Below are 25,409 nucleotides of genomic sequence, written 5' to 3'. Positions count from 1 at the left end.
CATTCACAGCGGTCATTGATGCGTTGAATGCAAAATCCAACCGGTTGACATCCCTTGCTTGGGAGTGGCACAGACCGGTGAACTGCTTGCTATCCCTAAACAACAGTTATTCAAACAATATGTAAGAATATTATCGGTAGCATTTATATCATATTATGCCTCCAAAGCATTAAGTAATATGGACAACATTACACTATTTGAGGAAATGGGAAATGATACAATGCAAGGGCATGATATGGGAGATATAGAGATTGAAGAAAGTATAAATGAAGATATCGGCAATCCTGATGGCAATATTTTTATGAGCCTTTTAAGCAAAGTTAAAATACCGGGATTTATTGTTGGTTCTGCGATTGACGGAGCACTAAATGCTTTATTGACTTTACGAATAGGATATGTGACTCGTTATTATTTACAGAATGGAGTTGAATCATTGAAAGGGAGTGGTAGAAAACAAGCAAGAAGTGAAGCCATAAAATCTGCTTTTTCAGCATTACCAAATGTTATTGTAGATAGTTCTTCTGTTATTGGAAAGAATACAGCAAATGTAATTTTAAAGTTTTTTAGAAAATGATATTGAAACCCATATTCAAATCAACACCTACACAGTTTCAGACCATTATTTTTGCTTCAGTCAATGTACCCGATATCGGAGACAAAACTAACTGAACGTCAGCTGAAAATACTGAATATCATAAAGGAGTCTCCGACAATAAGTGGACGGCAGATGTCGGATATATTGTCGGTGAGCCATCCATGCTCACTCTTTATTGTGTCACAAACACTCTCCAGCTGCCATCCTTCTCTCCACGCTCAACATACTTCTTGGAAATCAGCTGATCCAATAACTTCTGAATGGCCGTCACGCTGATGCCCGTTTCTTCTTTCATGTCCGCAAGTGTCAAAGTCGGCTGTGTTCGCATAGCATTCAGTATCTTTGTATAATTTGGCGTTCGAAATGCAATCCGTTCCCCATCATACCACCACACATTCTCATCCCTCTCGCTCACAAACAGTACATCATTATACACTTCTGTAGTCACCAAGTCATTGAAATATTTCAAAAAGGGACGGATATTCTTGTTATCTGCATGAGCACCATCACTCGGTATAGGCCCTACTTCGAGATCAGCCTGATGTAAAGCTTCCAGATATTCACTCTTTTTGCGACTACGGACCACAATCATCGGATAGTTGTGGCGAGTTAGGATATAATTCACCATCAGTCGGGCAATGCGACCGTTTCCGTCCTCGAAAGGATGAATGCGTATATAACGGTAGTGAAACAGCGCAGCCAACTCTACCGGTGAGAGTTTCCCCTCTTGTTCTGCTGCATTATACCAGTCTACCAAGTCACTCATCAGTCCAGGAGTCTCCTCTGGTGAGGCATACTCGAATCTGTCTCCATATCGTGTAATGACACTGTTAGGCCGTGTCTTATACTGTCCGGCATGAATCACGTAACTTGTCGGTATACCACCAGGTAGATTATGGTATACAGTGTAATCCTCGCGCAGTATGGTCTTATGTAATGCTCGGATAAAATTCTGCGTCAATGGTATTCCTTTCACTGTAGCTTCTTCTGTCATCATCCGCAGACCTACGTTACTTGCTGTCATTTCTTGTACGTCACGCACATCCGCCTCTCCAACCACCTTGCCGAAAAGTAGCAATATTTCCGTCTGCCCATAAGTTAGCATATTACCTTCAATATGGTTACTGTTGTAGTTGAAGTCCACAGTAAAGCGGCGGCTAAGCCTTTCTCTATCCTTCTCCGACAGCGGCTGCAAATTCTGCCATGCAGCCAGCGCCTTCTTTATATTAAGATACTTCATACGGATTTATATTTATCAACGAACAATACAAAGATACGAAAAGTGCCTAAAAAGGTTGTAGAAGTACCACCTTTTTTGAATGTTTTTCCGAAAAATATCACAGAAATCAATTATATTTCTTCCTTTTTATTCATAATTCGTCATTAATCCTTCATGTATTTATATGAAAAAGCTGTGTCATGCTTGGCTCTGACAAGAAATGAAGAATGCTTCAAAATGTACACATCAGATACAGGTTTGTTCGTTACGCTTGCATTTATGGATAGCGATTATACAGAAAATAGTATATACAATAAATTAGTTTTTGTATGCCCATGGTTTACTTTTAATTCTCAGATTATGCAAAGCAGCACATGTAGCAAATATACGTTCCACAAACGAGTTGATACAAGGTATAGGGAATAGGAAAGGAGTACATATTATCAGCCATCTTCTTATCGTGCATTTTTCCGGAAACGGTCTGGCTCATGAAGAGGATTGTTCTTCAGATACACAAGGATGAAGAAAAGGCGCTCAGTTACATCAGGGGCTGTTCTTGTAAATACAGAAACTGCGACGATTGCTACGGCGTTTGCCGTTCATCTCGTGTTCAGACAAATAATCGTCATGGCCGCCTCGAAGAAAGGAAGCAGGCTGGAAAACTGAGCATGGTTCATGCCGGTCAGGGAACGGAAACTCTTGGGGCTATCTTTATGCTCGGTATAATTCATGCAACTAAAGATACGCGCATACGCAATAAATAACAAATCTAAATTACATTAACTCTATTACTGAAGTGTGTCGATTAGCTTCCTTCAGTGTAATGGAATGCACAAAAAAACAATCTCTCAAATATTCGAAATAATAAGCGAAAAGGCTTATGTAAGCGTAAAAAAATAAGTTGGGACAGTTTTTGATCAAAGAAAGAGACTGCATCTCATCAGTGCCGTCTTAATCTGTACCAAGTTATTTTTTAATCATTACTATATTTAATGATTATAAGTTAATTTGCTTATTATTGAAAACTAAAAAGGTCTACTCTCGCAAGCAAATCCTTCTATACATAATGAATAAGTATTTGATATATACAAAGGACTTTAAAAGGGAGAATGGCATTGATTATATTCCGGTCTACATGAGTATGTTTTTGTAGTTGGTGCAAATCCCATACTTCAATCCGGTAAATAACCAAACTCAGGCTAATATAAAAAACCAAATAACCAAAGAGGAATTCTATTTCCCGTTCCATATTCCACATTATCTATTGCTAAATAGCTATCGGAGATCCCTTTAATTTGTTCGAATGTTTTAGTCTTTCCTCCTACTTCAAAAGTGTAAGTATCATCAATACGAAAATCACCTTGTCCGGAGAAGGTGATTTCATGCCTTTGCTTTAACTGATTGGCAAAGAAGGTTTCACGAATATTCCCAATATCCGAAGAAGATGAAAGTGCATACATCAGATTCGTATTATCCAAATATACTTTTTCAGGCTTAACCAGTTGGCGTATATTATCTTTCCCGGAATATAGCATAATGAATAATGCAGCCCGTTCCAATATTTGGAACATGCGAATTACCGATTGCCGGGGCGCTTCAATACTTTCACCTACTTTCGTCATATTCGGAGTAAAAGGAACCATTTGAGAAACAAGAACCAACAAACGTTTCATTTTCTTAATAGAGATATATTCTACTTTTTCAACTGCGGGCAAATCATTCTCTAATATCGTCGTAATGACTTGTTGCAAACGAAGCTGATAAGAAACAAGTGTTTCCTTATAAAAAGGATAATATCCATAACGCAGATATTCTTCAAATGCAGGAATGATAGTCGTCTGGGAAGCGATATCAGTACTAATACTGACATGGTTGTTTAGAATTTGGTCTAATGAAAAAGCGGGAAAATCTCCTTTTCCTTCAAATCTTAGAAATTCCCTGAACGACAGGCCTTGTAATGTATAGAAAACACATCTGCGGGATAAATCCGCCACGGAAAAATCTATTTGTAATAAAGAAGAGCCTGTGAATATGATACTAAAACCCGGATAACGGTCGTATATATTCTTTAATTCTTGCGCCCAGTTATCATAAGGATAACGATGTACTTCATCTACAAATAAATGTGTACCGCCATGCAGATAATGATATTCAGCCAAGTCAATCAGCCGATGCTCGGTAAACCAAAGATCATCCAACGAGATGTATATAGCTTTTTCACTTGCCTGAAACGTTGACTTTATATATTGCAACATCAGTGTCGTTTTCCCAACACCACGCGCACCTTTTATACATATCATTCGCGACGTCCAATCAATCGCAGTGTATAAATAACGAATATGAGTCAAGCTAATGGAGTTAACCAAACGTGTAGAATTGATATAAACATCTGCTATTTCCATACTTATGATAATTTATTATGGGTGTTACGATGCTGCAAAGATAGAGAAATGTTTTTTATAAAGAACGTTTTTAGGATAAAAGTGTTATCTATAAAATACGTTTTTGTTTTAAAAATGTTTTTTATAGATAACACTTCTGCTTCAAATAACCTCAAATCCACAATTAGGTAGCAGGATAGCCTTATGCAAATAACCGGATTTTAACGCATTTTTCTCCTGCCTGTACCGATGGAAAGCCAACAAATGAGTATCTTTGCGCTTAAATGTGCAAAATTATGACATCGGAAGAGATTCTCAAGCTGCGAGATACGGCAGAGCAGACACGAGTCCAATTTAAGGAACGCATTACTCGTGACAACAAATATGATGTTAGTTGTGAGATGGTTACTTTTAGTAACACTCATGGCGGAATAATTATTATCGGTATTGATGACAAAACAGGTCGAATCAATCCTCTTTCTTTCAAAGAAGTACAGGAAACAACCAATATGTTAGGCGGTCTTGCCTCCGATGGAGTTGTACCAAGTATTCTGATAGACATTGAAAATGTGCCTATGGAGGGTGGTGTCATTGTTGTTGTAACCATTAAACAAGGTCTAAACAAGCCTTATCGGGACAATAAAGGCATTATCTGGATGAAGCAAGGTACAGACAAACGAAAAGTGTTCGATAATGCAGAACTCATAGCCATGCTCATGGAGAACGGACAAGTTCATCCTGACAGTATGCCTGTTAAAGGAACAAGTATGAATGATCTTGATGAGGATATTATGAAAGAATATCTCATCAAACGTTTTCACAACGAGTTTGAGAGGCAAGAACAATCCATTACGGATTTACGCCATAAATCATTGTCTGAGATAACCTCTATAATTGGTCAAACGCTTAATACGATTTTAAAAAATTTCGGATTAGTTCAGACTGATGGTACACTAACTCTTGCAGCCTTAGCTTTAATGGGGAAATACCCCCAAAGATGGCTTCCTGCATTCACCGTACGCTGTATCAGCTTTGTAGGTAATAACATTGGTGGCACAGAATTTCGAGATAAAAGTGGAGGTGACGCTGACGGTAATGCTGTTCATCTCTACAAATACATCATGTCATTCCTGACACGCAACTTGCGACATATTCAAGTGGAAAAGGAGTTCAATAGCCAAGGAGAGCTGGAAGTATCTGCTACTACATTATCCGAGATTGTTGTCAATAGCATCTTGCACCGTTCATATATAATCGAAGCACCTTTACGAATCTTCATCTTTGATAATCGTATAGAAATACATAGTCCAGGGTTGTTGCCTGAAGGCGTAAATATGGAAAGTATAAAGCATGGTATTTCTGTACCTCGCAACAAATTGTTCTTCAATCATGCTATCCATCTTTTGCCATATACAGGAGCAGGAAGTGGAATTACCAGAGCGATGAAATTCACTCCGAGCATAATATTCAAGAACGATGAAATGTTGAATGAGTTTGTCGTGACAATTTCACGTGAAGAAAATGTTGCCAATGATAGAGTTGTTGATAGAGATGATAGAGATAAAGAGTTGATAGAAAAGAAGATTGAAGAAATTCGGAAGACTCCTGATGATAGAGTTGAGGATGATAGAGATAAATGTATTCCTTATAAGAATCTTGACGGTACTCAAAAGCACATTATTCAGTTCTGTAGCATACCAAGAACTGCGAGAGAGATTCTTGAACACATTGGTTATAGTTATCATCCCATTCATATCGCAAAATATATAAAACCACTGATAAAAATAGGCTTCATAGAAATGACAGAGCCTGAAAAACCTAATAGCAAGAACCAAAAATACAGGAAAGTTCGTAAAGGTTGATATTGTATCTTTTCCGCAGAACTAAAACTACATAATTATATAAACCCAATGAAACTTACCCTTATACGTACCGACCGTGAAACCGGTAAAGAAACCTTTAGTGCCATTCGTATTGAAACCTTGATAGAAAAAATAAAGATAGAGAACAAGGCAGCATATATTTCGACCTTGCGCCACCTCATCCCAATGCTACAAGGAACGGGCAGCCAATATATAGACATAGACAAATTACCCCGTATCTACCCCGCCACGGAATACGCCCGCACCAAGGAAGGGGAACGCCGGGTGAAAACTTACAACGGACTGGTACAAATTGAAGTTAACCATCTGGCAGGTTTCGCTGAAGTGGAACAGGTAAAACAACAGGCTTCCCTGCTGCCTCAAACCTTCGCCGCCTTCTGCGGAAGCAGCGGACGCAGCGTCAAGATATGGGTGCTGTTCGCCTTGCCCGACGGCTCACTCCCGGAACGCGAAAGTGACATGACCCTGTTTCATGCCCACGCCTACCGTATGGCAGTGAACTGTTACCAGCCCCTGCTGCCCTACGCCATCACACTGAAAGATCCGTCGCTCAGCCAAAGTTGTCGCATGACATTAGACGAGCAGCTTTACTACAACCCTACCGCTGTTCCTTTCTGCCTGGAACAACCTTTTACAATGCCGGGCGAAAAAACCTTCCGGGAACAAAAACAGGCGGAAACCAATCCGCTATTGCGCATGCAACCCGGATGTACCTCGTCGGACACATTCTCCATGCTCTTTGAAGCGGCACTCGACCGCGCCTTCGACGGACTGGAAAACTGGAAGCGTGGCGACGACCTGCGCCCGCTGTTAGCACGGCTCGCCGAACACTGTTACAAAGCAGGTATCCCTGAGGAAGAAGTAGTCCGGCAAACCCTGATGCATTACTACCGTGAAGCGGATGAACCTGTGATACGCGCAACCCTGCACAATCTTTATCGTGAATGTACGGGTTTCGGCACCCACAGCAGCATGACCGTTGAGCAGGAAATCACCTTCCGTTTGGAAGAATTTATGAAACGCCGCTACGAGTTCCGCTATAACACCGTGTTGGACGAGTTGGAATACCGCCAGCGCGACTCCATACACTTCCAGTTCCGCCCCGCCGACCAGCGGATACGAAGCAGCATAGCACTAAATGCCCTGAAAGAAGGAATTCGCGTGTGGGACCGCGACGTAGCACGTTACCTCACTTCCGACTACATTTCCCTCTATAACCCCATAGAAGAATACCTCAACGACACCGGACGCTGGGATGGCAAAGACCGTATCCGCGCATTGGCCGACCTCGTTCCGTGCGAAAATCCGCATTGGCGGGAACTCTTCTACCGCTGGTTTCTAAGCATGACAGCCCACTGGCGCGGATTGGACAAACAGCACGGGAATAGTACTTCTCCCCTGCTGGTAGGTGCACAGGGATATCGCAAGTCTACTTTCTGCCGCATCCTCCTACCGCCCGAACTGCGCTTCGGCTACGCGGACAGCATCGACTTCAAGAGCAAGCGGGATGCCGAACGAAGTTTAGGCCGTTTCTTCCTGATCAACATCGACGAATTTGACCAGATCAGTGACAACCAACAAGGTTTCCTAAAACATCTCTTACAAAAACCCGTAGCCAACTTGCGAAAACCTTACGGAACCGCCATTCAGGAGATACGCCGCTACGCCTCTTTCATCGGTACCAGCAACCAAAAGGACTTGCTGACCGACCCCAGCGGTAGCCGCCGTTTCATCTGTATCGAAGTGACCGCCCCCATCAATACCAATGTCACCATCAACTACCGCCAACTCTATGCCCAAGCCATGAGCGCCATCTCAAAAGGAGAACGTTACTGGTTGGACGATGCGGACGAAGCCATCCTGAAGCAAACCAACCAAGAGTTTGAACAACCCAGCCCATTGGAACAGCTTTTCCTCTGCCATTTCCGTGCAGCGCTATCCGAAGATGAAGGAGAGTGGATGACACCTATGGAAATTCTTTCTTTTCTTCAAAAAAAGACCAAAGACCGACTGTCTATTAACAAAGTGGCACACTTTGGACGCGCGCTCCGCAAACTCGGGATAAGCAGCCGGAGAATGAGCCGGGGAACTGAATATCACGTAATAAAGTTTCCATAACCTGCATTATTCATACTATATTAGGAGTTAAAGAAGTTATCACTTCGTTAGGAGTTAAGAAGTTAAGGAGCTAAAGCCGATAGTGCTGCTTATGTCTTATGGAGTATTGGCTTTAACTCCTCTAACTACTACAGTATGAATAATTCAGGATAAAGCATAATCTACTTCTCAGGAAGAAACAAATGCAAATAAATTTGCTTCCGCATCCGGTTTACACTATCTTTGCGCTTCAAATAATATGAAGCAGGTATGAAAAAAGATAGTCAAGTGATATTCGACCGTAATGTAGTGGAATTCGTCACCGTAGCCGCAGAATTTTGCAAATTCTTAGAACAGGCGGAGACGACGAAACGTGACATATTTGTAGACACTTCATTAAAAATACTTCCGCTACTTTACCTCAAAGCAGCCATGCTGCCCGAAACGAAAATGATTGGCGACGAAGCGCCCGAAAGTTTTGTAACGGAAGAAACGTATGAAGTGCTCCGCATCAATATAGCCGGTATCCTTGCCGAAAAGGACGATTATCTGGATGTATTTATACAGGACATGGTTTACAGCGACCAACCTATCAAGAAGAATATCTCCGAAGACCTGGCAGACATCTACCAAGCCCTCAGAAATTTCATTTTTGTCTTCCAATTGGGATTAAACGAAACGATGAACGACTCCTTAGTCATCTGTCAGGAACAGTTTAAAGAGTATTGGGGGCAAACTTTAGTCAACACCTTACGAGCTATTCACGACGTGAAGTATAACCAGTCCGGCGATGAAAATCCGGACGACGAAGATTTCGAAGATGAAGGATACGATTGCCATGATGATGATTGCCATTCTCACGGGCACCATCATCATGAATAAAGATTTTAGTTATGGTTATTAAGAGGACTATTAATAAGGAGGCTGTCAGGAACATGCCGAAAGCTGCTTTTACAGGGAAAATACATGTTGTAGACACCCCCTTGGAAGCAGAAAAAGCAGTAGCCAGTCTTGAAAGGTATTCTTTATTGGGAATTGACAGCGAAACGCGCCCGTCATTTACAAAAGGGAAATTGTACAAAGTAGCCTTACTTCAGATATCTTCCGAAAAGGATTGTTTTCTGTTCCGCCTCAATCTGACAGGATTGATCCCTCCTATTATTTCATTATTGGAAAATCCGTCAATCACGAAGATCGGTCTCTCATTGCGGGATGATTTTGCGATGCTGCACAGACGCGCCCCTTTTAAACAGCAAGCATGTATTGAGTTGCAGGAGTATGTTCGCATGTTCGGCATTCAAGACAAAAGTTTGCAGAAGATTTACGGCATCTTGTTCGGCAGGAAGATTTCCAAATCACAACGCCTCACCAATTGGGAAGCGGAAGAACTGACCGATCCTCAAAAAGTGTACGCAGCCACAGATGCGTGGGCATGTCTCAACATCTATAATAAACTACAGGAATTAAAAGCCACCGGTAATTATGAATTGGCGCCGGAAGAAGAAAAACCGGAAGAGAAAGAAGAAGACATACAAGTTATCATGCCGAATGCCAACTATCAACCACTATAATATGTATAAAGTTTATCTCAAATCAGGTAAAGAAGAGTCGTTAAAACGTTTCCACCCTTGGGTATTTTCCGGCGCTATCGCTCACTTCGACGGCGAACCGGAAGAAGGTGAAGTCGTTGAAATATATACATCCAAAAAAGAATTTATTGCCAAAGGCCATTTCCAGATTGGAAGCATTGCCGTACGCGTTCTTTCTTTCCGTCAGGACGAGGTCATAGACCGTGACTTCTGGAAACATAAACTTTGCATCGCTTACGAGATGCGCCGCAGTATCGGTGTTGCAGGAAAACCTTCCAACAATACTTACCGGCTGGTACATGGCGAAGGCGACAACTTGCCCGGTCTGATTATTGATATCTATGCCCGCACTGCCGTTATGCAAGCACATTCCGCAGGAATGCACCTCGACCGGATGGAAATAGCGGAAGCCCTTGGTGAAGTAATGGGGGATAAGGTTGAAAATATCTACTATAAATCGGAGACTACCCTGCCATTCAAAGCTGACCTCTATCCGGAGAATGGTTTCCTGAAAGGAGGCAGCACTGACAATTTAGCTACGGAATATGATCTAAAATTCCATATTGACTGGCTGAAAGGACAAAAAACGGGCTTCTTCGTTGACCAACGCGAAAATCGTTCTTTACTGGAACGTTACTCAAACGGACGTTCTGTATTGAATATGTTCTGCTACACCGGCGGGTTCTCCGTGTATGCCATGCGGGGCAATGCCAAACTGGTTCATTCCGTAGACAGTTCCGCCAAAGCAATCGACCTTACCAATAAGAATATAGAACTAAACTTCCCCGGCGATACCCGTCATGCCGCTTTTGCCGAAGATGCTTTCAAATACTTGGACAGAATGGGCGACCAATACGACTTAATCGTCCTCGACCCGCCTGCCTTCGCCAAGCATCGTGACGCTTTGCGTAATGCATTGCAAGGGTATCGCAAACTGAATGTGAAAGCCTTTGAGAAAATTAAACCCGGCGGCATCCTGTTCACATTCTCCTGCTCACAGGCGGTAAGCAAAGAAAACTTCCGCACCGCCGTATTTACGGCTGCAGCCATATCGGGACGTAATGTTCGCATCCTGCATCAGTTGACGCAGCCAGCAGACCATCCGGTGAGTATTTATCATCCGGAAGGAGAGTACCTGAAAGGATTGGTGCTATACGTTGAATAAGTAATAAACACCTGGAAGTTACAGAAAAGAAGCACACAATTTGCGCACTTCATTCCAGCGGTCTTGCGTATGCTTATCGGCACGTGCTACTTGCATATTGTAGCGTGTCTGCATATTAAGCAGCATTTCAGGGTCAAGTCCCAAAGCTGCCTCGAAAAGCAAGGCAAGTTCCGCACTTACCGGACGTTTACCGTTCAGTATTTCATTCAGTTGTGAATATGCAATTCCCATCTGACGAGCCAAAGCACGTTGGGAGATTTTACGATATTCAATTTCATCTTTCAGTATCTCACCGGGATGCGTAGGGCAAAACGGAGTGAGTTCATTTGCAACCATAGTCATATTTTACTTATTTATAATGGTTAGACAATTCAATTATATTACATACACTCACAATAGTCTCAGTATCTGCTACTACCTTAACAGTAAACTCAATACGATATTTTGAAGTCACTCGCACGGAAGACAATCCTTTCTTATCTCCTGATAAGACTTCATAATTCAATGAATTATGTTTATACAAGGATTCCACATTGTGGGAAGCAACTAATGTATCAACACATCTTTTATATCGTTTTATCACATCCGGCTGAAAGCGATGCTTTTTATCACTACATTTACCGGTGATATAAAGTTCTCTAAGATATTCTTTATCAAAAGTAACTATCATAATAAGTAGTTCGTTCGTTGCAAAGATATATATTTAGAATGATATGTTCACTAAATTGTGAACGAAAAGATTAAAAAGCTGCTGTTTTCAATCATTCCCTATTGTGTAATCCGACTCATTCTTCACCCCGATAATCATTCTTTGATTGATATCAGCGTGGAAAAGTATATTCAAATCTTCCCAAGTCAGTTGTTCCGTAGGACGGAAAGCATCAGATTTTATGTACCGCAACAAAGAAGTACGGAACTGATTACCTTCGGGTGTGCAGGCAATAGCTTGGAGGTTTGTCATACAGACTAACAATTTCCCTTTGCCGACGGCAAATTCAAACACTAATCCCAGTTTGTGATTACGTTCGATATTATCCACTACCTGTATAAGCGGACGGTATTCACTACGCGTTGCATTTAGTATCATGGGACGCGAATTACGAGCGATACTCCACCATTGCCAGTCACTATGAGATTCTGTGGGAAAGTATTTCAGTAAAGGATGCGCCGGGTCGGTCAATATGGAAAGAGTACCGGGGGATACTTCTCTCTTGGCATTTTCGGAAATAGTCTTAAACATGGAATAGTTCCAGTAATCAGGAGTAAACATACCACCGACACTCTGTGCCTGAATACTGTCGTGTTCGGGGATGAACAGGACAGACGCACCGCTCTCCAACTTCTTTTTTAAATCATTATTCAGCAGGGAAGTAACATATACGGCATCTTCCGGTTCGACGGAAGCGTCAGGATATACCCAGAGGTGATAGTAATTGCGATACTCACCGGTAGCCAAGGTTAGCGTCAGGCGTTGTGCATCTTTAAGTTCGGCAAGAGACAGGTCGATGCTCCCTACACGCCCCACTTCACCCTGGGAAACTGAAGCCGTAAGTTGGCCATCACGTTTCCAACTGCCGTCATCCGAAACCAAACTCCAGCGGACAGGCTCGTTCCAATCACCTTCCACATAATTGGAAAGGGCTACATCTATAGACAATTGTTGCGTATTCAGCCAGCAATGGTCTTTCATTAAAGCCAAAGGAACAAGCGGCGCACAGAAACCATAGAAAGTTTCCGGGTCTACAATACCTTTACTATCCATGAAAGCGTCCAACACACCTACCAACGCAGAGCCTTGTCCGGGGTAATCCTGCAAGTCGAGCAATTGGAAGCCGCCAAACCCGGGAGTACGGAAAGCATATTCCATATCTGCCTTATAGCACTCTATAGAAAAGTGTCCGGTAGCCTGATGAAACGTTTTTGCCTGCGCAGAAAGATGATTCTCTTTCAGACGGTCGCGAAAGATTTCCAGGTTATAAGGATAAAGTACGCCGGTATATTTGGAAATCTGGCTGTAATCGGGATATATCTGAAACTGGCAGTTCTCATGCCCCACCACCGGACGCGGACAACCGGCAATGGCTCCGGAATAATCCTTATCGGTAGACGGGCGTGTATTGTTCAGTATTCCGCCTTTCTCGGCATCCACATAAGCAAAAGAGGCGCGAACATGGGTAGTATATCCGTCTCCACCGCCTACACGACAGGTTACAAAGAAGTCTTCCCCGTCTTGAGGACCTTTCCAACCCAAGTTATTATTGGAACCGTAACAATAGAGGTGACGGTTATCCCGGTTGCGGAAATCATTCAGCCATTCACGGACGATTCCTATTTCAACATCCAGCTCATTACCTAAACCGAGCATCGTAAACGAAGGGTGATTTCCAAAATATTCCAATAGCATGTCTCCTTCCCGTTTCAGGAAGTTATTCAGAATTGTATTTTCCTGTTTAATCTGCCCCCACAGAGGAAGTTCTATCTGATAATAAATACCTTCCATATCGGCTGCTTCCAATGCCGCGCGAGGTGGGGTAAAAGAATGGCAGCGATAATGATTAATGCCATATTGTTTTGCGATGCGGAACACACGCTGCCAGGAAGCTACATCCATTGGCCCGTAACCTGTCAGCGGAAACACACAAGCGTCATGTTTGCCGCGAAGAAAAGTCTTGTAGCCATTTATCACAAACTGCGTACCTTGCACCCCGAATTCGCGCATTCCGAAATTTACCGTTTGATTATCCCGGTTCTTTCCCGCACGAAGCGTGGCATTCAGTCGATATAAAGCCGGATGGAATTCGCTCCATAACAAAGGATTACTTCCCATATTGACAGGTATCTCAACCTTATTTAATCCTTTCTTTAAGCGGACATTGAGGTGTTGAGGCATCAATATGTGTTTCTCCGGTGTATTCCAGGCATATCCTTCAAAGTCGAGCGTAGCTTTTCCATCCTTTTCCATAATCACTTCTACCGAAACCAAGGCCTGTTTCTTATCTACTTGCGGATACACCTGCACGGATTGAATATAGGAAAAAGGTACTGCTTCTATATAAAAATCTCCCAGAATACCGTTCCAATTGGTTTGTGTAGCGTCTGTCCAGGCATGTGAGCCTTGTATTTCTTTGGGAACTGAAGTCGGTGAATTATCTATTCTGATTTTCAGCTGATGCTTTCCGGCTGTCAAAGGAGGAAGTTCATATTGATGGGGAGCGTATATATGGCCGTAACTTCCGATACTGTCACCATCTATCCACAGCGTACTTGGTTTGGTACGCTCCATCACTAAAAACAGCTTCTTGCCTCGAAAAGTTGCAGGAATATCTATCTCACGGGTATAAGTCACCTTACCGCTATAAGGATACAAGCGTGTCAACTGATGCGTCACCAAAGTATCACGGTTCTTTTCGCCTAAACGGTTTTCATCGGTCGTACCGGGAAGGCGGCATGTTCCTAACGAACTCTGCCATTCTCCGGATAACTGTATTCTCTCACGCAAAGAAAGGAAATCCTGAGCGGTTGTTTGTACTGTTGCGCCCAATATAAAAGCGACTATCAATAAAATCCTGTTTTTCATTTGTTTCTCAATTTACATGATGCGAAGCGGAGCTTTGCAGTGATTAATGGTTAATGGTTAGTAATTCATTGAACAAAAGTAAGCAAGCAGATTAGAAGTAGCTAATACTATCTTAGCAAAAACTGTACTTTATATCGTTTTTAAGCTAATTACTAATTGTTGATTCACTAAGATTTAGCTCCTTGTTCACTAAGAACTAATATTCGTTTTGCATAAATCTTTGCGTTCGATGGTTGTCGAATTTGCGTTCGACAGCCGTCGAATAATTATTCGACAGATATCGCATAATCATTCGACATACGTCGAACGAAAAGATTTATGCAATCGCAGAGATAGATTTATGATAAAAAGAACCCTTTATGCCCACATAAATGGCAATAAAAGTATATAATGGTTTAAAAGAGGTTAAATAAGAGAGGAAAATAGAAGATTTATATGTTATACAACATAAAAACAACTACATTTGCACCGTGTTTTTCATGGTATTAGATTTAAGGTTTATGAAGATTGGCTGTCTGGGATAGATAGCCTTCTTTTTTATATACCTCTTCCAACGGCCTTTCCAATAATTTTCATACATTTGCACAAGCTATCAACTCTATCAACAAGAAAGAGAAACACATAAAGATATAAATTATGAGTATAAAGGTTCGTTTAATCATTATGAACTTCCTGCAGTTTGCCGTATGGGGAGCATATCTGACATCTATGGGAAGCTATTTGATAAGTGTTAATTTGGCGTCACATATCGGTATATTCTATGCTATGCAAGGCATCGTATCTTTATTTATGCCTGCCATACTGGGTATCATTGCCGACCGCTGGATACCGGCACAGAAACTGTTAAGTTTCAGCCACTTCACGGCCGCCCTTTTCATGGCACTTGCCGGATATTACGGTATGACCGCCGGAACAGAAGTAGAATTCAGTACCCTCTTTACCTTCTACTCCTTAAGCGTCGCTTTCTATATGCCTACGCTCGCCCTGTCCAATTCAGTTGCATATACCGTTTTGGATAAAGCCGGACTGGATACCGTTAAAACATTCCCACCCATCCGTATCTTCGGAACTATCGGTTTCATCAGTTCCATGTGGATAGTCGACCTGCTGGGTCTGCAAAACACGTACGGACAATTCTTTGCTTGCGCCGCTATCGGTGTGGTTTACGGCGCTTATGCACTGACGCTGCCGAATTGCCCTGTCAGCAAAGCCGGACAAAACAAATCGCTGGTGGAAGCACTCGGACTACGCGCCTTTACTCTATTCAAACAAAAGAAGATGGCCATCTTTTTCATCTTCTCCATGTTACTGGGCGTTTCCCTGCAAATAACCAACGGTTTTGCCAATCCATACATCAGTAGCTTCGGTTCAATACCCGAATATGCCAATACATTCGGCGTGCAACATGCCAATATCCTGATTTCCCTTTCACAAGTATCCGAAACATTATGTATCCTGCTGATACCTTTCTTCCTGAAACGTTTCGGCATCAAACAAGTAATGCTGATTGCCATGTTCGCCTGGGTACTTCGCTTCGGACTGTTCGGGACAGGTAACCCCGGCAGCGGTGTATGGATGTTCGTCCTTTCAATGATTGTTTATGGCGTTGCATTCGATTTCTTCAATATTTCCGGTTCCTTGTTTGTTGATAAAGAAACGGATAAGAGTATCCGCTCCAGCGCACAAGGACTGTTTGTAATAATGACAAACGGATTCGGCGCAACCATCGGTACATTAGGTGCACAAGTCGTTGTAGATTACTTCGTTGATTTCAAAAGTAGTATGCCACAGGTAACACAGTGGCAATCCTCCTGGTTTGTATTCGCCGGCTATGCATTGATTGTTGCAATCGTGTTTGCGTTCGTCTTCAAGTACAAGCACCACCCGGAAAAGATGAATAAACAATAGCACCACTTACTACTTACTACTTACTACTTAAAAAAATATGGATAAAAAAGAAAAGATAGAACTGAAAGTATTAGATGTCATCAAAATTCAGAAAGAAGCAGGAGCCTATGCCGTGGTATTGGGAGAAGCGGACGGAACTCGCCAGTTCTCAGCTATTGTCGGTACAACAGAAGCACAGACCATACTGACCAGCCTGAAAGGTATTATTCCGCCGCAACCATTGACACACAACCTTTTTGCATCGTGTCTGGAAATACTGGGAGTGAAGATGCTGCGTACACTTATATATAAGGTAGAAGATGGTGTATTCTATTCCTATATTTACCTGAAAGTAGAAGAGACCGTTATCCGCATGGATGCCCGTACATCAGACGCAGTTGCAATGGCCATGCGAATGGAAGCCCCCATTTTCACTTATGAAGAAATACTGGAAGCAGAACAACTTAAAACCGAAGCGGAAAGTCAGAAAAGAAGCATTGCTCCAATGGGAGAAGACGCCGCTCCACATACGGATGAATTTCTTCACGAAGACACTCTGGATGTACTGCAAAAGGCTTTACAGGAAGCCATAGCCAGTGAAAACTACGAACGCGCCGTTTATATCAGGGATGAAATAGCCAGACGAAGGAAACAACAATAAACGATGCACGTATTCTATACACCCGACATACAAACCCGCGCCGAACTTCCTGAAGAGGAAGCGCAACATTGCATCCGTGTACTCCGGTTAACTAACGGCGACCGGATTATGCTGACCGACGGCAAAGGCTATTTCTATAACGCTGAAATCAGCGCCGCTACCCATAAACGTTGCATGGTGAATATCTTAGAAACCATTTACCGGGAACCTTTATGGAAAGGGCATCTGCATATAGCCATGGCTCCTACCAAAAATATGGATCGCACGGAATGGTTCGCAGAAAAAGCTGCTGAAATAGGTTTTGACGAACTCTCGTTCCTGAACTGCCGTTTCTCCGAACGGAAAGTTATCAAAACAGAACGTATCAGCAAGATACTGGTATCCGCCATTAAACAGTCGCTCAAGGCTCGTATGCCTCAACTGAATGAAATGACGGACTTCAGCAAATTCATAGCACAACCTTTTAAGGGGCAGAAATTCATAGCCCACTGCTACGAAGGTGAAAAGCCTCTGCTAAAAGACATTCTCCGAAAAGGTGAAGACGCATTAGTCCTGATAGGCCCGGAAGGAGATTTCAGTGAAGAGGAAGTGCAAATGGCGGAAGAGAACGGTTTTACTCCTATCAGTCTCGGGAAGTCGAGACTACGTACAGAGACCGCTGCACTGGTAGCCTGTCATATTATAAACTTGCAAAATCAATAGATTAATAATCATTCTAAAACAAAACAAGTATGAAAAGAAGTATGTTTTCCCGTTTAGCGCTGATAGCCATATTGGCAGTCGCAGTCAGTGCATGTTCCAAAAAGTCGGAATATATCAATGTTATTCCAGCAGACGCTACCGTGGTAGCAAGTATCAACCTGAAGTCGCTGGCGGAAAAGGGCGGCCTTAAAGACAAGGAGAATGAAGAAGCCAAACAGAAATTGGTAGATGCTTTGCAAAACGGCATGAGTGCCGCTACATTCCAACAGATAGAGATGATATTGAAGGATCCGAAGAAATCGGGAATTGACGTAACTGAACCATTGTATGTTTTCAATTCCGAGACATTCCCTTATACCAGCTTAGTAGCCAAAGTAAGCGATGAAAATGACTTGAACACGCTCTTGAAAACTCTGGAAGACGAGAAGCTCTGCCAAGCCGTGGCAAGCGGCGACGGCTATCAGTTTACGCTGATGAACAACCGGACGATTCTGGCATATAATCCCTTCGTATTCATGCTAATTGAATACAAAGGCGCTACGCAACTTGAAAAAATCAAAGAAAGCATTCCCGGACTGCTGAAACAGACCTATGACAACAGCGTTGCTTCAACAGCGGCTTTCAAGAAGATGCAAAAGATGGGTGGAGATATGAACACATTCTTCTCTTTGGCAAGCCTGCCCGGTGCAGATGTAAATCAGATTTACGGAGTGTCTAAAGACATCGACATGAAAGACCTGAAATTACTTGGAAGCATTTCATTTGATAAGGGCAAAATCACAATAAAATATGAGAACTCCGTTGAAAATCCTGAATTGAAAGCCTTATTCGACAAACAAACAAAGGCCATTTGTCCGATAGAAAATACATATCTGAAACACTTCCCCCAGTCCACCCTGATGCTTGGCAGCATGGGTGTCAATGGAGAAGAATTCTATAATCTACTGGTGGAGAATGAAGAATTCCGGAAGAATCTCCCCGCTATCGCAACTGATGAAGTAAAAAATTTGTTTGGTGCATTTCAGAAAGATATCACAATAGGCTTAACGAACATTACCATGAATGGCGTTACATTCCTGGCTTGTGCCAACGTAAAGAGCGCTACGCCTGTACAAATGCTGTACGAGAAAAAGAATGAACTGGGACTAAAACGCAGTGAAGACATCGTGCAACTGGGAGAGAATGAGTATGTTTACAAATCCCGCATGATGAATGTATTCTTTGGCGTACACGGTAATAATTTGTATATCACAAATGACGAAGCGTTATATAAGAACATAGACGAATCCGCCGACCCATCAGCTAACGATACCCAATATGCATCAAACATGAAAGGCAAAAGTAGTGCATGTGCCATCAACGTAGAAGCCATCCTTGCATTGCCGGTAGTGAAAATGTTGGCAGAATACGGCGGTGCGCAATACGCTACGGCTCTTAATCTGGCTGACAAGGTATCCTATATGGAAGCTATCGGTACAAATTCTAATGCGGAAATGATCATTCACCTGAAAGACAAAAACGTGAATGCACTGAAACAAATTGTAGACTTCATCAAACAGTTTGCAGGCGTCTAATCTGCATTATTCACACTGTAAGAATTAAAGAAGTTATCACTTCGTTAGAAGGTATATCAAAAGATATCTTTCATCCGCAGATAACACGGATAACACAGATTAGGATTTAAACAAATCCGCGCAATCTGTGTCATCTGCGGATGAAAAATATCTTTTGATACACCTAACTCACAGTGAACAATACAAGCTAATCCCATTACTAATGGAAATCATTCATTTACGGCAAACACTTCCCCAAGTGTTTGCCGATCGTGACGCCATTACATCCGGAGTATGGCACCAAGACCTTGTACTTAGAAAAGGAGAACGGTATCTGATTGAAGCCGCTTCCGGTACAGGCAAATCCTCCTTATGCAGTTACATTTACGGATACCGCCGTGACTATCAGGGTATCATAAACTTCGATGAACGGAACATCCGTTCGTTTTCCGTAAACGAGTGGGTGGAATTGAGGAAACATTCACTAAGTATCATGTTTCAGGAGTTGCGCATTTTCCCCGAACTGACGGCTATAGAAAATATCCTGTTGAAGAACCGGCTCACCCATCATAAGAAGAGAAAAGAAATCCTCGCCCTCTTTGAAACTCTCGGTATTGCTGAAAAAGTGAACGAGAAAGCCGGAAAGTTATCTTTCGGCCAACAACAACGTGTAGCTTTCATACGCACCCTTTGCCAACCGTTCGATTTTATCTTTCTGGACGAACCAGTCAGCCATCTGGATGATGACAACGGTGCACTCATAGGACAAGTCCTGACGGAAGAAGCCGGACGCCAAGGAGCGGGAGTAATTGTTACTTCTATCGGGAAACATCTTGAATTGGAATATAATAAGGTGCTGAAACTGTAAATCGCGCAAAGTGCGAAGTATAAAGTGCGAAGTATAAAGTATAATGTGCGAAGTTCAAAATTTAACTATAACATAAGACAATGAACAGACTTGTTTGGAAACTTCTCCGTCAACATATTAGTATCGGACAGTTAAGCGGATTTTTCCTTGCCAACCTTTTCGGTATGCTGATTGTATTGCTGAGCGTACAATTCTACAAAGATGTACTTCCCGTCTTCACGCAGGGAGACAGTTTCATGAAAAAGGATTATATCATTGCTACAAAAAAAATCAGCGCGCTCGGCAGTCTTGCCGGACAAAACAATACTTTCTCCAAAGAGGAGATTAATGAACTGGAAAGCCAACCGTTCACCCGTAGCATAGGCGCTTTCACTCCTACCCTTTTCAAAGTATCCGCAGGATTGGGGATGCAACAGGCAGGCATCCGTATCTCGACAGATATGTTTTTTGAATCCGTACCCAATGCTTTCGTCGATGTGAATCTGGACAAATGGCATTTCGACGAGAATACGCGCGTCATACCTATCATCATTCCGCGAAACTACCTCAACCTGTATAATTTCGGCTTTGCGCAAAGCCGCAACTTGCCCAAATTATCGGAAGGATTGATGAGTCTGATACAAATGGACATTGTCATGCGAGGCAACGGACGTGTGGAGCAATATAAAGGAAACATTGTCGGTTTCTCCAACCGTCTGAATACCATTCTCGTTCCGCAATCATTTATGGACTGGGCTAACAACACTTTCGCTCCCGAAAAGGAGGCAACCCCCGCCCGGCTAATAGTAGAAGTTAACAACCCCACCGACACAGCCATCACCCGGTACTTCCAACAAAAGAATTATGAAGTCGAAGGAAACAATCTGGACGCCGGGAAAACAACTTACTTCCTGCGCCTCATCACCGCAATTGTATCAGGCGTAGGCTTATTCATCAGCATTCTTTCTTTCTATATCCTGATGCTGAGTGTATTCCTGCTATTACAGAAGAATACGGTAAAGCTGGAAAATTTGCTGCTCATAGGTTACAGCCCTGTTAAAGTAGCCCTACCCTATCATGTATTAACCGTGGGACTGAACCTGCTTGTACTGTTCCTTTCCATCTGCGGTGTAACATGGTTAAGAGCTTACTATACTCATACTCTGCAAACTCTTTTCCCGCAACTGGAAACAGGTTCTCTCTTGCCGTGCATCCTTGCCGGAGGTATATTGTTCATCACCGTATCCATCCTGAATATTCTATTGATACGAAGAAAGGTAATCTCCATTTGGAAGGGGAATAAATAAGCTGCTTTTATTTCGCGATGAAATGAGAAAATCCATCTCGTGAGATGAAATAATTCGTCTCGTGAGACGAAAAAATCCATCCCGTGGGACGAAAATATTCGTCTCGTGAGACGGATTTTCTCGTCTCACGAGACGAATTGCTTTCGTATCACGAGGCAAATTTCAAAGGAGCAAAGAAACTGTTTTGATTTTGCTCAGTATTATTTTGAGAGTTGTTTTTGAGGATGTTTTTCTGTTTCTATGAGGAGCATAGCGGGCTATGTGACGAGTAAAAAGAGGAAAACAGACCGAAAACAAACTCAAAAGAAGCTGATAAAAATCTTAAAAAGGAAAATCAAAACAGTTTCTAAGACTGTGGAGGGGTATGAGAAGATGAAACACAGTAATCTACAGCAGCAGATAGCAATACTCCAACTGTATAGCATATCAAATCCGTCCACAGGAATCCATGTCCAAAGATTAATGCTCCAAGCTTAGTGCTTCGCACCTCATTCGCCCAATCGGCCTGATACAACTGGCTGGCTTCTATACAATACGAAAACAGCAAGGAGATTACCAAAGTCTTGGGTATAGATAGATTAGGGAAAAGAAAGCGTAGTCCGAAATACACCATAGCCGCCCAAAGCGTATCGCCGGAATATGCTGCTATAAATTCAGGCAACACATCACCATATCTTCGGGAAGCAAGCCCTAACATGATAATCATGCAAGTAACTGCCATATAAATCCAACGTTTGTATTTCATATCTATCACATTTGGGTTGATGAAGTGCAAAAGTAGAAAATATAATTGGTATTTGCTGCTATTGCAAAACATAACTCGCACACATGCGCACGTACGTACACATCTACAACTCGCGCGCGTACGCACGCGTATCCCATGAATTCACATAGTTACTTACATACTTGCACTCGCATGCTGTATCTCCCTGTTCATCGGCATTAGAGCAGTGGTGGCAGCAACTTTTTTGGAGTGTATGCAATATCTTTACCTACACTACACATATCACATATCTTGCTGATTATCTTATAGTTACACTTTTTTTTAGAATAAGTCACTTATTCCATACCCTTGAATTTTCAAGCTCTTCTCCCTCAAAAAGCTACCGATTTACAAGGTGTAGTAGATATTATCATGCCATTTCTCAGTGGTTTTGGTTCAAGCTTTTCTTATTTACCTCTTATCCTACATTATTCATACTGTAGTTAAAGNNATACTCCGTGAATCGTATAACAAATCCAGCGATGCAAGCAGACGCTATTCATCTTTTCCGGCAGCCTGCGGCATGTGATGAGCAATATGTTTAATTCTTCCTCCAAACCCTTTTATCAAAGTGCCATCAGTATGGGATTGGAACCGATACCGGTGAAAGCTTATACCGATTTTGCTATCCGTATGTTCGAGGAATGCGGCAAGCATGTAGAAATCGCTCTCGTGGAGAAAGTTTATTATCAATTCGAGGGTTGCACATGGTTTGTCCAAATGATGATGAACGAGCTTTTTGCCCTGACAGCCCACGATGAACTTTGCGGCATAGACAAGTTACAAATGGCCTGGGACAACATCATCCGGACGCAAGAAGAAAGCTACAAGGATTTACTTTCGCGCCTTGCCCCAAAACAGAAGTTGATACTCCAAGCTATCGCCAAGGAAGGCGAGGCGAGCGGCATCACTTCGTCGGCATTCATCAAGAAATATAATTTGTCGTCGACAAGCTCTGTTCAGTCTGCCGTCAAACCCTTATTGAAGAGTGGTTGGGTGACTCAAGAAAGAGGTTCGTACAGGGTATATGATTATTTTCTTGCGGAGTGGTTGAGAAAGGTGTATTGATGCGCCGGTTTATCACAAATGCCTCCGATATTCAAAGTCTTAATCCTTCTTCTTTAAGTATATGACAGAGTATATCGAATTAGCAATATGCAATTATTAGAAAAGATTACCACACAAAAAGATAGTCAAAGCGCCATTCTCCTAACACGCCTTTCTACTAAAAAAGGGGAAATAGAAACTACAAGTACAACAATCTGAATATATATACATGTATTCTGCATGAATTGCGATTGATATACGGAATTTATGCAATAAATGTCTTATCTTGCAGTCACCATAATATGCGGTGCGCGAACAGCAATATGCCGTACGCGAACCGCATATATCCGGTGCGTGAACCGCATATATGCCGTGCGTGAACCATATATATGTGGTGCGTAAACCGCATATATCTCGTGCTCGAACGACATATATCCCGTACAAAAGCCACACATATCCGGTAAGAATAAGCTATTAATAATCCTCCTGAAAGAAGTCTTCCGCATTTTTTTAGAGATGTATATATTTCGATATCTCACTATCCGTCAAGCAGATACGGATTTTTACTTCCGTATTTCCAACCGCCCTTGCCTTCGGGCGGAAATATCGCATTCTCAGACGACTAAAAATACAATTTGTCACTATGACAGATACGATTTCGTTATGTGCTGAACCTTATTTTAATGGAAGGGCAAACACGAGGCAATGAAGGTTGAACTTGGCGGGTGGGCGTTTGGGTCTTAATCCTTATTCTATTGGAAGTGCAAACACGAGATTTGTGAAACATACGCATGGCTACAAGATTGCTGTCTTAATCCTTATTCTATTGGAAGTACAAACACGAGGTGTAGTTGAAGTCTTCGACAGGGATGATGTGCTACTGGTCTTAATCCTTATTCTATTGGAAGTACAAACACGAGTTAAATTTGGCAACCTTGCAGGCACAAACAACGGGGTCTTAATCCTTATTCTATTGGAAGTACAAACACGAGTTGAATGTATTACTGGGCTTCAACACATCTTTGACAGGTCTTAATCCTTATTCTATTGGAAGTACAAACACGAGTTATTCGTATTGAAATGACACAGGATATTTTAGATTATGTCTTAATCCTTATTCTATTGGAAGTACAAACACGAGCCGTCATTAGACAGGGTTTTGAAAAAAATTCAGAGGTCTTAATCCTTATTCTATTGGAAGTACAAACACGAGACAAAATATGAGGGATATAAAGGTCTAAAATGGGTCTTAATCCTTATTCTATTGGAAGTACAAACACGAGTTTGATCAAATCATGCAATATGGAGTCACAATATTTATGTCTTAATCCTTATTCTATTGGAAGTACAAACACGAGATATGATAGTAAAGATATTATTGAATATCAAATTCCAGTCTTAATCCTTATTCTATTGGAAGTACAAACACGAGGTTACAAAGACGGTTGAGAAAATCGCCCCTAAAGCGTCTTAATCCTTATTCTATTGGAAGTACAAACACGAGAATGAAAACGAAAGAAATCTTAAAGCAGTGTGTCTTAATCCTTATTCTATTGGAAGTACAAACACGAGACAAAACAAGTATTGAAGGATAACAGAGAGATGGTTAGTCTTAATCCTTATTCTATTGGAAGTACAAACACGAGATGCTACATTTTACACTTTTAAATTTGATGATATCGTCTTAATCCTTATTCTATTGGAAGTACAAACACGAGGCAAATAGCAAAAGGTTATGTAAGTAACTACCAAAGTCTTAATCCTTATTCTATTGGAAGTACAAACACGAGATGCGCCTCGCCTGGCAGATGGTAAAGAGAAACGGATGTCTTAATCCTTATTCTATTGGAAGTACAAACACGAGTCAGCGATAAGCGGCGCTCAACAAAATCAGGGTGTCTTAATCCTTATTCTATTGGAAGTACAAACACGAGCAGGGATTTGTGTTCCCCAGTAACCCTACCGAGTTGTCTTAATCCTTATTCTATTGGAAGTACAAACACGAGATGGAGTTGAAGAACGATTCGAAAAAGTGCGTTTATAGTCTTAATCCTTATTCTATTGGAAGTACAAACACGAGTCATCGAATGATTATAGGTTTGAGTTTTCCGACAAGCGTCTTAATCCTTATTCTAT

20 protein-coding genes and 1 CRISPR repeat array are annotated in these 25,409 nt (G+C 42.0%); of the genes, 14 read left to right on the top strand and 6 right to left on the bottom strand.

Annotated elements, in window-relative coordinates:
- Positions 1-178: 178 nt before the first annotated feature.
- The gene (locus B2Z67_RS09670; RefSeq protein WP_291529619.1) at positions 179-574 is read left to right on the top strand and encodes a hypothetical protein; all 396 of its coding nucleotides are present in this window, start codon (positions 179-181) and stop codon (positions 572-574) included.
- A gap of 193 nt (positions 575-767) precedes the next feature.
- Here the strand turns inward: B2Z67_RS09670 and B2Z67_RS09665 are convergent, their stop codons facing one another.
- The gene (locus B2Z67_RS09665; RefSeq protein ID WP_291529618.1) at positions 768-1,835 is read right to left on the bottom strand and encodes a Fic family protein; all 1,068 of its coding nucleotides are present in this window, start codon (positions 1,833-1,835) and stop codon (positions 768-770) included.
- Positions 1,836-2,302: 467 nt separating this feature from the next.
- Here B2Z67_RS09665 and B2Z67_RS09660 point away from each other — a divergent pair, with 467 nt between their 5' ends.
- Positions 2,303-2,578 carry a hypothetical protein gene (locus tag B2Z67_RS09660; RefSeq protein ID WP_291529617.1) on the top strand — a complete coding sequence of 92 codons (276 nt, stop codon included), beginning with the start codon at positions 2,303-2,305 and terminating at the stop codon, positions 2,576-2,578.
- A 435-nt stretch (positions 2,579-3,013) separates the two neighbouring features.
- Here the strand turns inward: B2Z67_RS09660 and B2Z67_RS09655 are convergent, their stop codons facing one another.
- Complete coding sequence (locus B2Z67_RS09655) at positions 3,014-4,216, bottom strand: ATP-binding protein (RefSeq protein WP_291529616.1); 1,203 nt, start codon at positions 4,214-4,216, stop codon at positions 3,014-3,016.
- 275 nt (positions 4,217-4,491) lie between these two features.
- Here B2Z67_RS09655 and B2Z67_RS09650 point away from each other — a divergent pair, with 275 nt between their 5' ends.
- The 5 genes from B2Z67_RS09650 to B2Z67_RS09630 all read left to right on the top strand — a co-directional run bounded on the left by B2Z67_RS09650 (position 4,492) and on the right by B2Z67_RS09630 (position 10,929).
- Positions 4,492-6,057 (top strand): RNA-binding domain-containing protein, encoded by a 1,566-nt coding sequence (locus B2Z67_RS09650; protein WP_291529615.1) that lies wholly within the window; start codon positions 4,492-4,494, stop codon positions 6,055-6,057.
- 48 nt (positions 6,058-6,105) lie between these two features.
- A complete protein-coding gene (locus B2Z67_RS09645) occupies positions 6,106-8,196 on the top strand; it encodes a BT4734/BF3469 family protein (protein WP_291529614.1) in 2,091 nt (696 codons plus the stop codon).
- A 249-nt stretch (positions 8,197-8,445) separates the two neighbouring features.
- The gene (locus B2Z67_RS09640) at positions 8,446-9,057 is read left to right on the top strand and encodes a DUF5063 domain-containing protein (RefSeq protein WP_291529613.1); all 612 of its coding nucleotides are present in this window, start codon (positions 8,446-8,448) and stop codon (positions 9,055-9,057) included.
- Between the two features lie 11 nt (positions 9,058-9,068).
- Positions 9,069-9,746 (top strand): 3'-5' exonuclease, encoded by a 678-nt coding sequence (locus B2Z67_RS09635; RefSeq protein WP_291529612.1) that lies wholly within the window; start codon positions 9,069-9,071, stop codon positions 9,744-9,746.
- A 1-nt stretch (position 9,747) separates the two neighbouring features.
- Positions 9,748-10,929 carry a class I SAM-dependent rRNA methyltransferase gene (locus B2Z67_RS09630; RefSeq protein WP_291529611.1) on the top strand — a complete coding sequence of 394 codons (1,182 nt, stop codon included), beginning with the start codon at positions 9,748-9,750 and terminating at the stop codon, positions 10,927-10,929.
- Positions 10,930-10,947: 18 nt separating this feature from the next.
- Here the strand turns inward: B2Z67_RS09630 and B2Z67_RS09625 are convergent, their stop codons facing one another.
- The 3 genes from B2Z67_RS09625 to B2Z67_RS09615 form a co-directional block, all read right to left on the bottom strand.
- Positions 10,948-11,271 carry a HigA family addiction module antitoxin gene (locus B2Z67_RS09625; protein ID WP_291529610.1) on the bottom strand — a complete coding sequence of 108 codons (324 nt, stop codon included), beginning with the start codon at positions 11,269-11,271 and terminating at the stop codon, positions 10,948-10,950.
- A gap of 7 nt (positions 11,272-11,278) precedes the next feature.
- A complete protein-coding gene (locus tag B2Z67_RS09620; protein ID WP_291529609.1) occupies positions 11,279-11,599 on the bottom strand; it encodes a type II toxin-antitoxin system RelE/ParE family toxin in 321 nt (106 codons plus the stop codon).
- Between the two features lie 87 nt (positions 11,600-11,686).
- Complete coding sequence (locus B2Z67_RS09615; protein WP_291529608.1) at positions 11,687-14,506, bottom strand: glycoside hydrolase; 2,820 nt, start codon at positions 14,504-14,506, stop codon at positions 11,687-11,689.
- Positions 14,507-15,142: 636 nt separating this feature from the next.
- On the opposite strand from B2Z67_RS09615, the gene B2Z67_RS09610 reads away from it, so the two are divergent.
- The 6 genes from B2Z67_RS09610 (at position 15,143) to B2Z67_RS09585 (ending at position 21,463) form a co-directional block, all read left to right on the top strand.
- Positions 15,143-16,414, top strand: coding sequence for a nucleoside permease (locus B2Z67_RS09610; RefSeq protein ID WP_291529607.1), 1,272 nt, complete (start codon positions 15,143-15,145; stop codon positions 16,412-16,414).
- 37 nt (positions 16,415-16,451) lie between these two features.
- Complete coding sequence (locus B2Z67_RS09605; protein WP_291529606.1) at positions 16,452-17,054, top strand: bifunctional nuclease family protein; 603 nt, start codon at positions 16,452-16,454, stop codon at positions 17,052-17,054.
- A gap of 3 nt (positions 17,055-17,057) precedes the next feature.
- Entirely contained in the window at positions 17,058-17,756 is a 699-nt protein-coding gene (locus B2Z67_RS09600; RefSeq protein WP_291529605.1) for a 16S rRNA (uracil(1498)-N(3))-methyltransferase, read from the top strand.
- A 29-nt stretch (positions 17,757-17,785) separates the two neighbouring features.
- On the top strand, positions 17,786-19,330 hold the full coding sequence (locus B2Z67_RS09595) for a DUF4836 family protein (protein WP_291529604.1): 1,545 nt from the start codon (positions 17,786-17,788) through the stop codon (positions 19,328-19,330).
- A 202-nt stretch (positions 19,331-19,532) separates the two neighbouring features.
- Complete coding sequence (locus B2Z67_RS09590) at positions 19,533-20,177, top strand: ATP-binding cassette domain-containing protein (RefSeq protein WP_291529603.1); 645 nt, start codon at positions 19,533-19,535, stop codon at positions 20,175-20,177.
- A gap of 80 nt (positions 20,178-20,257) precedes the next feature.
- Positions 20,258-21,463, top strand: a complete 1,206-nt coding sequence (locus B2Z67_RS09585; RefSeq protein WP_291529602.1) for an ABC transporter permease — start codon at positions 20,258-20,260, stop codon at positions 21,461-21,463.
- A gap of 346 nt (positions 21,464-21,809) precedes the next feature.
- On the opposite strand, the gene B2Z67_RS09580 is transcribed toward B2Z67_RS09585, so the two are convergent.
- Entirely contained in the window at positions 21,810-22,208 is a 399-nt protein-coding gene (locus B2Z67_RS09580) for a DUF2809 domain-containing protein (protein ID WP_291529601.1), read from the bottom strand.
- A 600-nt stretch (positions 22,209-22,808) separates the two neighbouring features.
- On the opposite strand from B2Z67_RS09580, the gene B2Z67_RS09575 reads away from it, so the two are divergent.
- Positions 22,809-23,294, top strand: coding sequence for a hypothetical protein (locus B2Z67_RS09575; protein WP_291529600.1), 486 nt, complete (start codon positions 22,809-22,811; stop codon positions 23,292-23,294).
- 716 nt (positions 23,295-24,010) lie between these two features.
- Positions 24,011-25,353: a CRISPR direct-repeat array (repeat unit 37 nt; unit sequence GTCTTAATCCTTATTCTATTGGAAGTACAAACACGAG).
- Between the last annotated feature and the right edge of the window lie 56 nt (positions 25,354-25,409).

This window comes from Bacteroides sp. UBA939, from assembly GCF_002293435.1.
In the GTDB taxonomy this organism is placed as follows: domain Bacteria; phylum Bacteroidota; class Bacteroidia; order Bacteroidales; family Bacteroidaceae; genus Bacteroides.
The sequence above is the reverse complement of the archived record's forward strand: the minus strand, read 5'-3'. Positions and strand labels throughout refer to the sequence as shown.

Bases quoted from the DNA above. Each gene is read 5' to 3' on its own strand.
- B2Z67_RS09605 (WP_291529606.1), top strand. From the start codon at position 16,452: ATGGATAAAAAAGAAAAGATAGAACTGAAAGTATTAGATGTCATCAAA.
- B2Z67_RS09590 (WP_291529603.1), top strand. From the start codon at position 19,533: ATGGAAATCATTCATTTACGGCAAACACTTCCCCAAGTGTTTGCCGAT.
- B2Z67_RS09585 (WP_291529602.1), top strand. From the start codon at position 20,258: ATGAACAGACTTGTTTGGAAACTTCTCCGTCAACATATTAGTATCGGA.
- B2Z67_RS09645 (WP_291529614.1), top strand. From the start codon at position 6,106: ATGAAACTTACCCTTATACGTACCGACCGTGAAACCGGTAAAGAAACC.
- B2Z67_RS09615 (WP_291529608.1), bottom strand. From the start codon at position 14,506: ATGAAAAACAGGATTTTATTGATAGTCGCTTTTATATTGGGCGCAACA.
- B2Z67_RS09595 (WP_291529604.1), top strand. From the start codon at position 17,786: ATGAAAAGAAGTATGTTTTCCCGTTTAGCGCTGATAGCCATATTGGCA.
- B2Z67_RS09630 (WP_291529611.1), top strand. From the start codon at position 9,748: ATGTATAAAGTTTATCTCAAATCAGGTAAAGAAGAGTCGTTAAAACGT.
- B2Z67_RS09575 (WP_291529600.1), top strand. From the start codon at position 22,809: ATGGGATTGGAACCGATACCGGTGAAAGCTTATACCGATTTTGCTATC.
- B2Z67_RS09610 (WP_291529607.1), top strand. From the start codon at position 15,143: ATGAGTATAAAGGTTCGTTTAATCATTATGAACTTCCTGCAGTTTGCC.
- B2Z67_RS09580 (WP_291529601.1), bottom strand. From the start codon at position 22,208: ATGAAATACAAACGTTGGATTTATATGGCAGTTACTTGCATGATTATC.
- B2Z67_RS09670 (WP_291529619.1), top strand. From the start codon at position 179: ATGGACAACATTACACTATTTGAGGAAATGGGAAATGATACAATGCAA.
- B2Z67_RS09600 (WP_291529605.1), top strand. From the start codon at position 17,058: ATGCACGTATTCTATACACCCGACATACAAACCCGCGCCGAACTTCCT.
- B2Z67_RS09635 (WP_291529612.1), top strand. From the start codon at position 9,069: ATGGTTATTAAGAGGACTATTAATAAGGAGGCTGTCAGGAACATGCCG.
- B2Z67_RS09625 (WP_291529610.1), bottom strand. From the start codon at position 11,271: ATGACTATGGTTGCAAATGAACTCACTCCGTTTTGCCCTACGCATCCC.
- B2Z67_RS09640 (WP_291529613.1), top strand. From the start codon at position 8,446: ATGAAAAAAGATAGTCAAGTGATATTCGACCGTAATGTAGTGGAATTC.
- B2Z67_RS09650 (WP_291529615.1), top strand. From the start codon at position 4,492: ATGACATCGGAAGAGATTCTCAAGCTGCGAGATACGGCAGAGCAGACA.
- B2Z67_RS09665 (WP_291529618.1), bottom strand. From the start codon at position 1,835: ATGAAGTATCTTAATATAAAGAAGGCGCTGGCTGCATGGCAGAATTTG.
- B2Z67_RS09620 (WP_291529609.1), bottom strand. From the start codon at position 11,599: ATGATAGTTACTTTTGATAAAGAATATCTTAGAGAACTTTATATCACC.
- B2Z67_RS09655 (WP_291529616.1), bottom strand. From the start codon at position 4,216: ATGGAAATAGCAGATGTTTATATCAATTCTACACGTTTGGTTAACTCC.
- B2Z67_RS09660 (WP_291529617.1), top strand. From the start codon at position 2,303: ATGAAGAGGATTGTTCTTCAGATACACAAGGATGAAGAAAAGGCGCTC.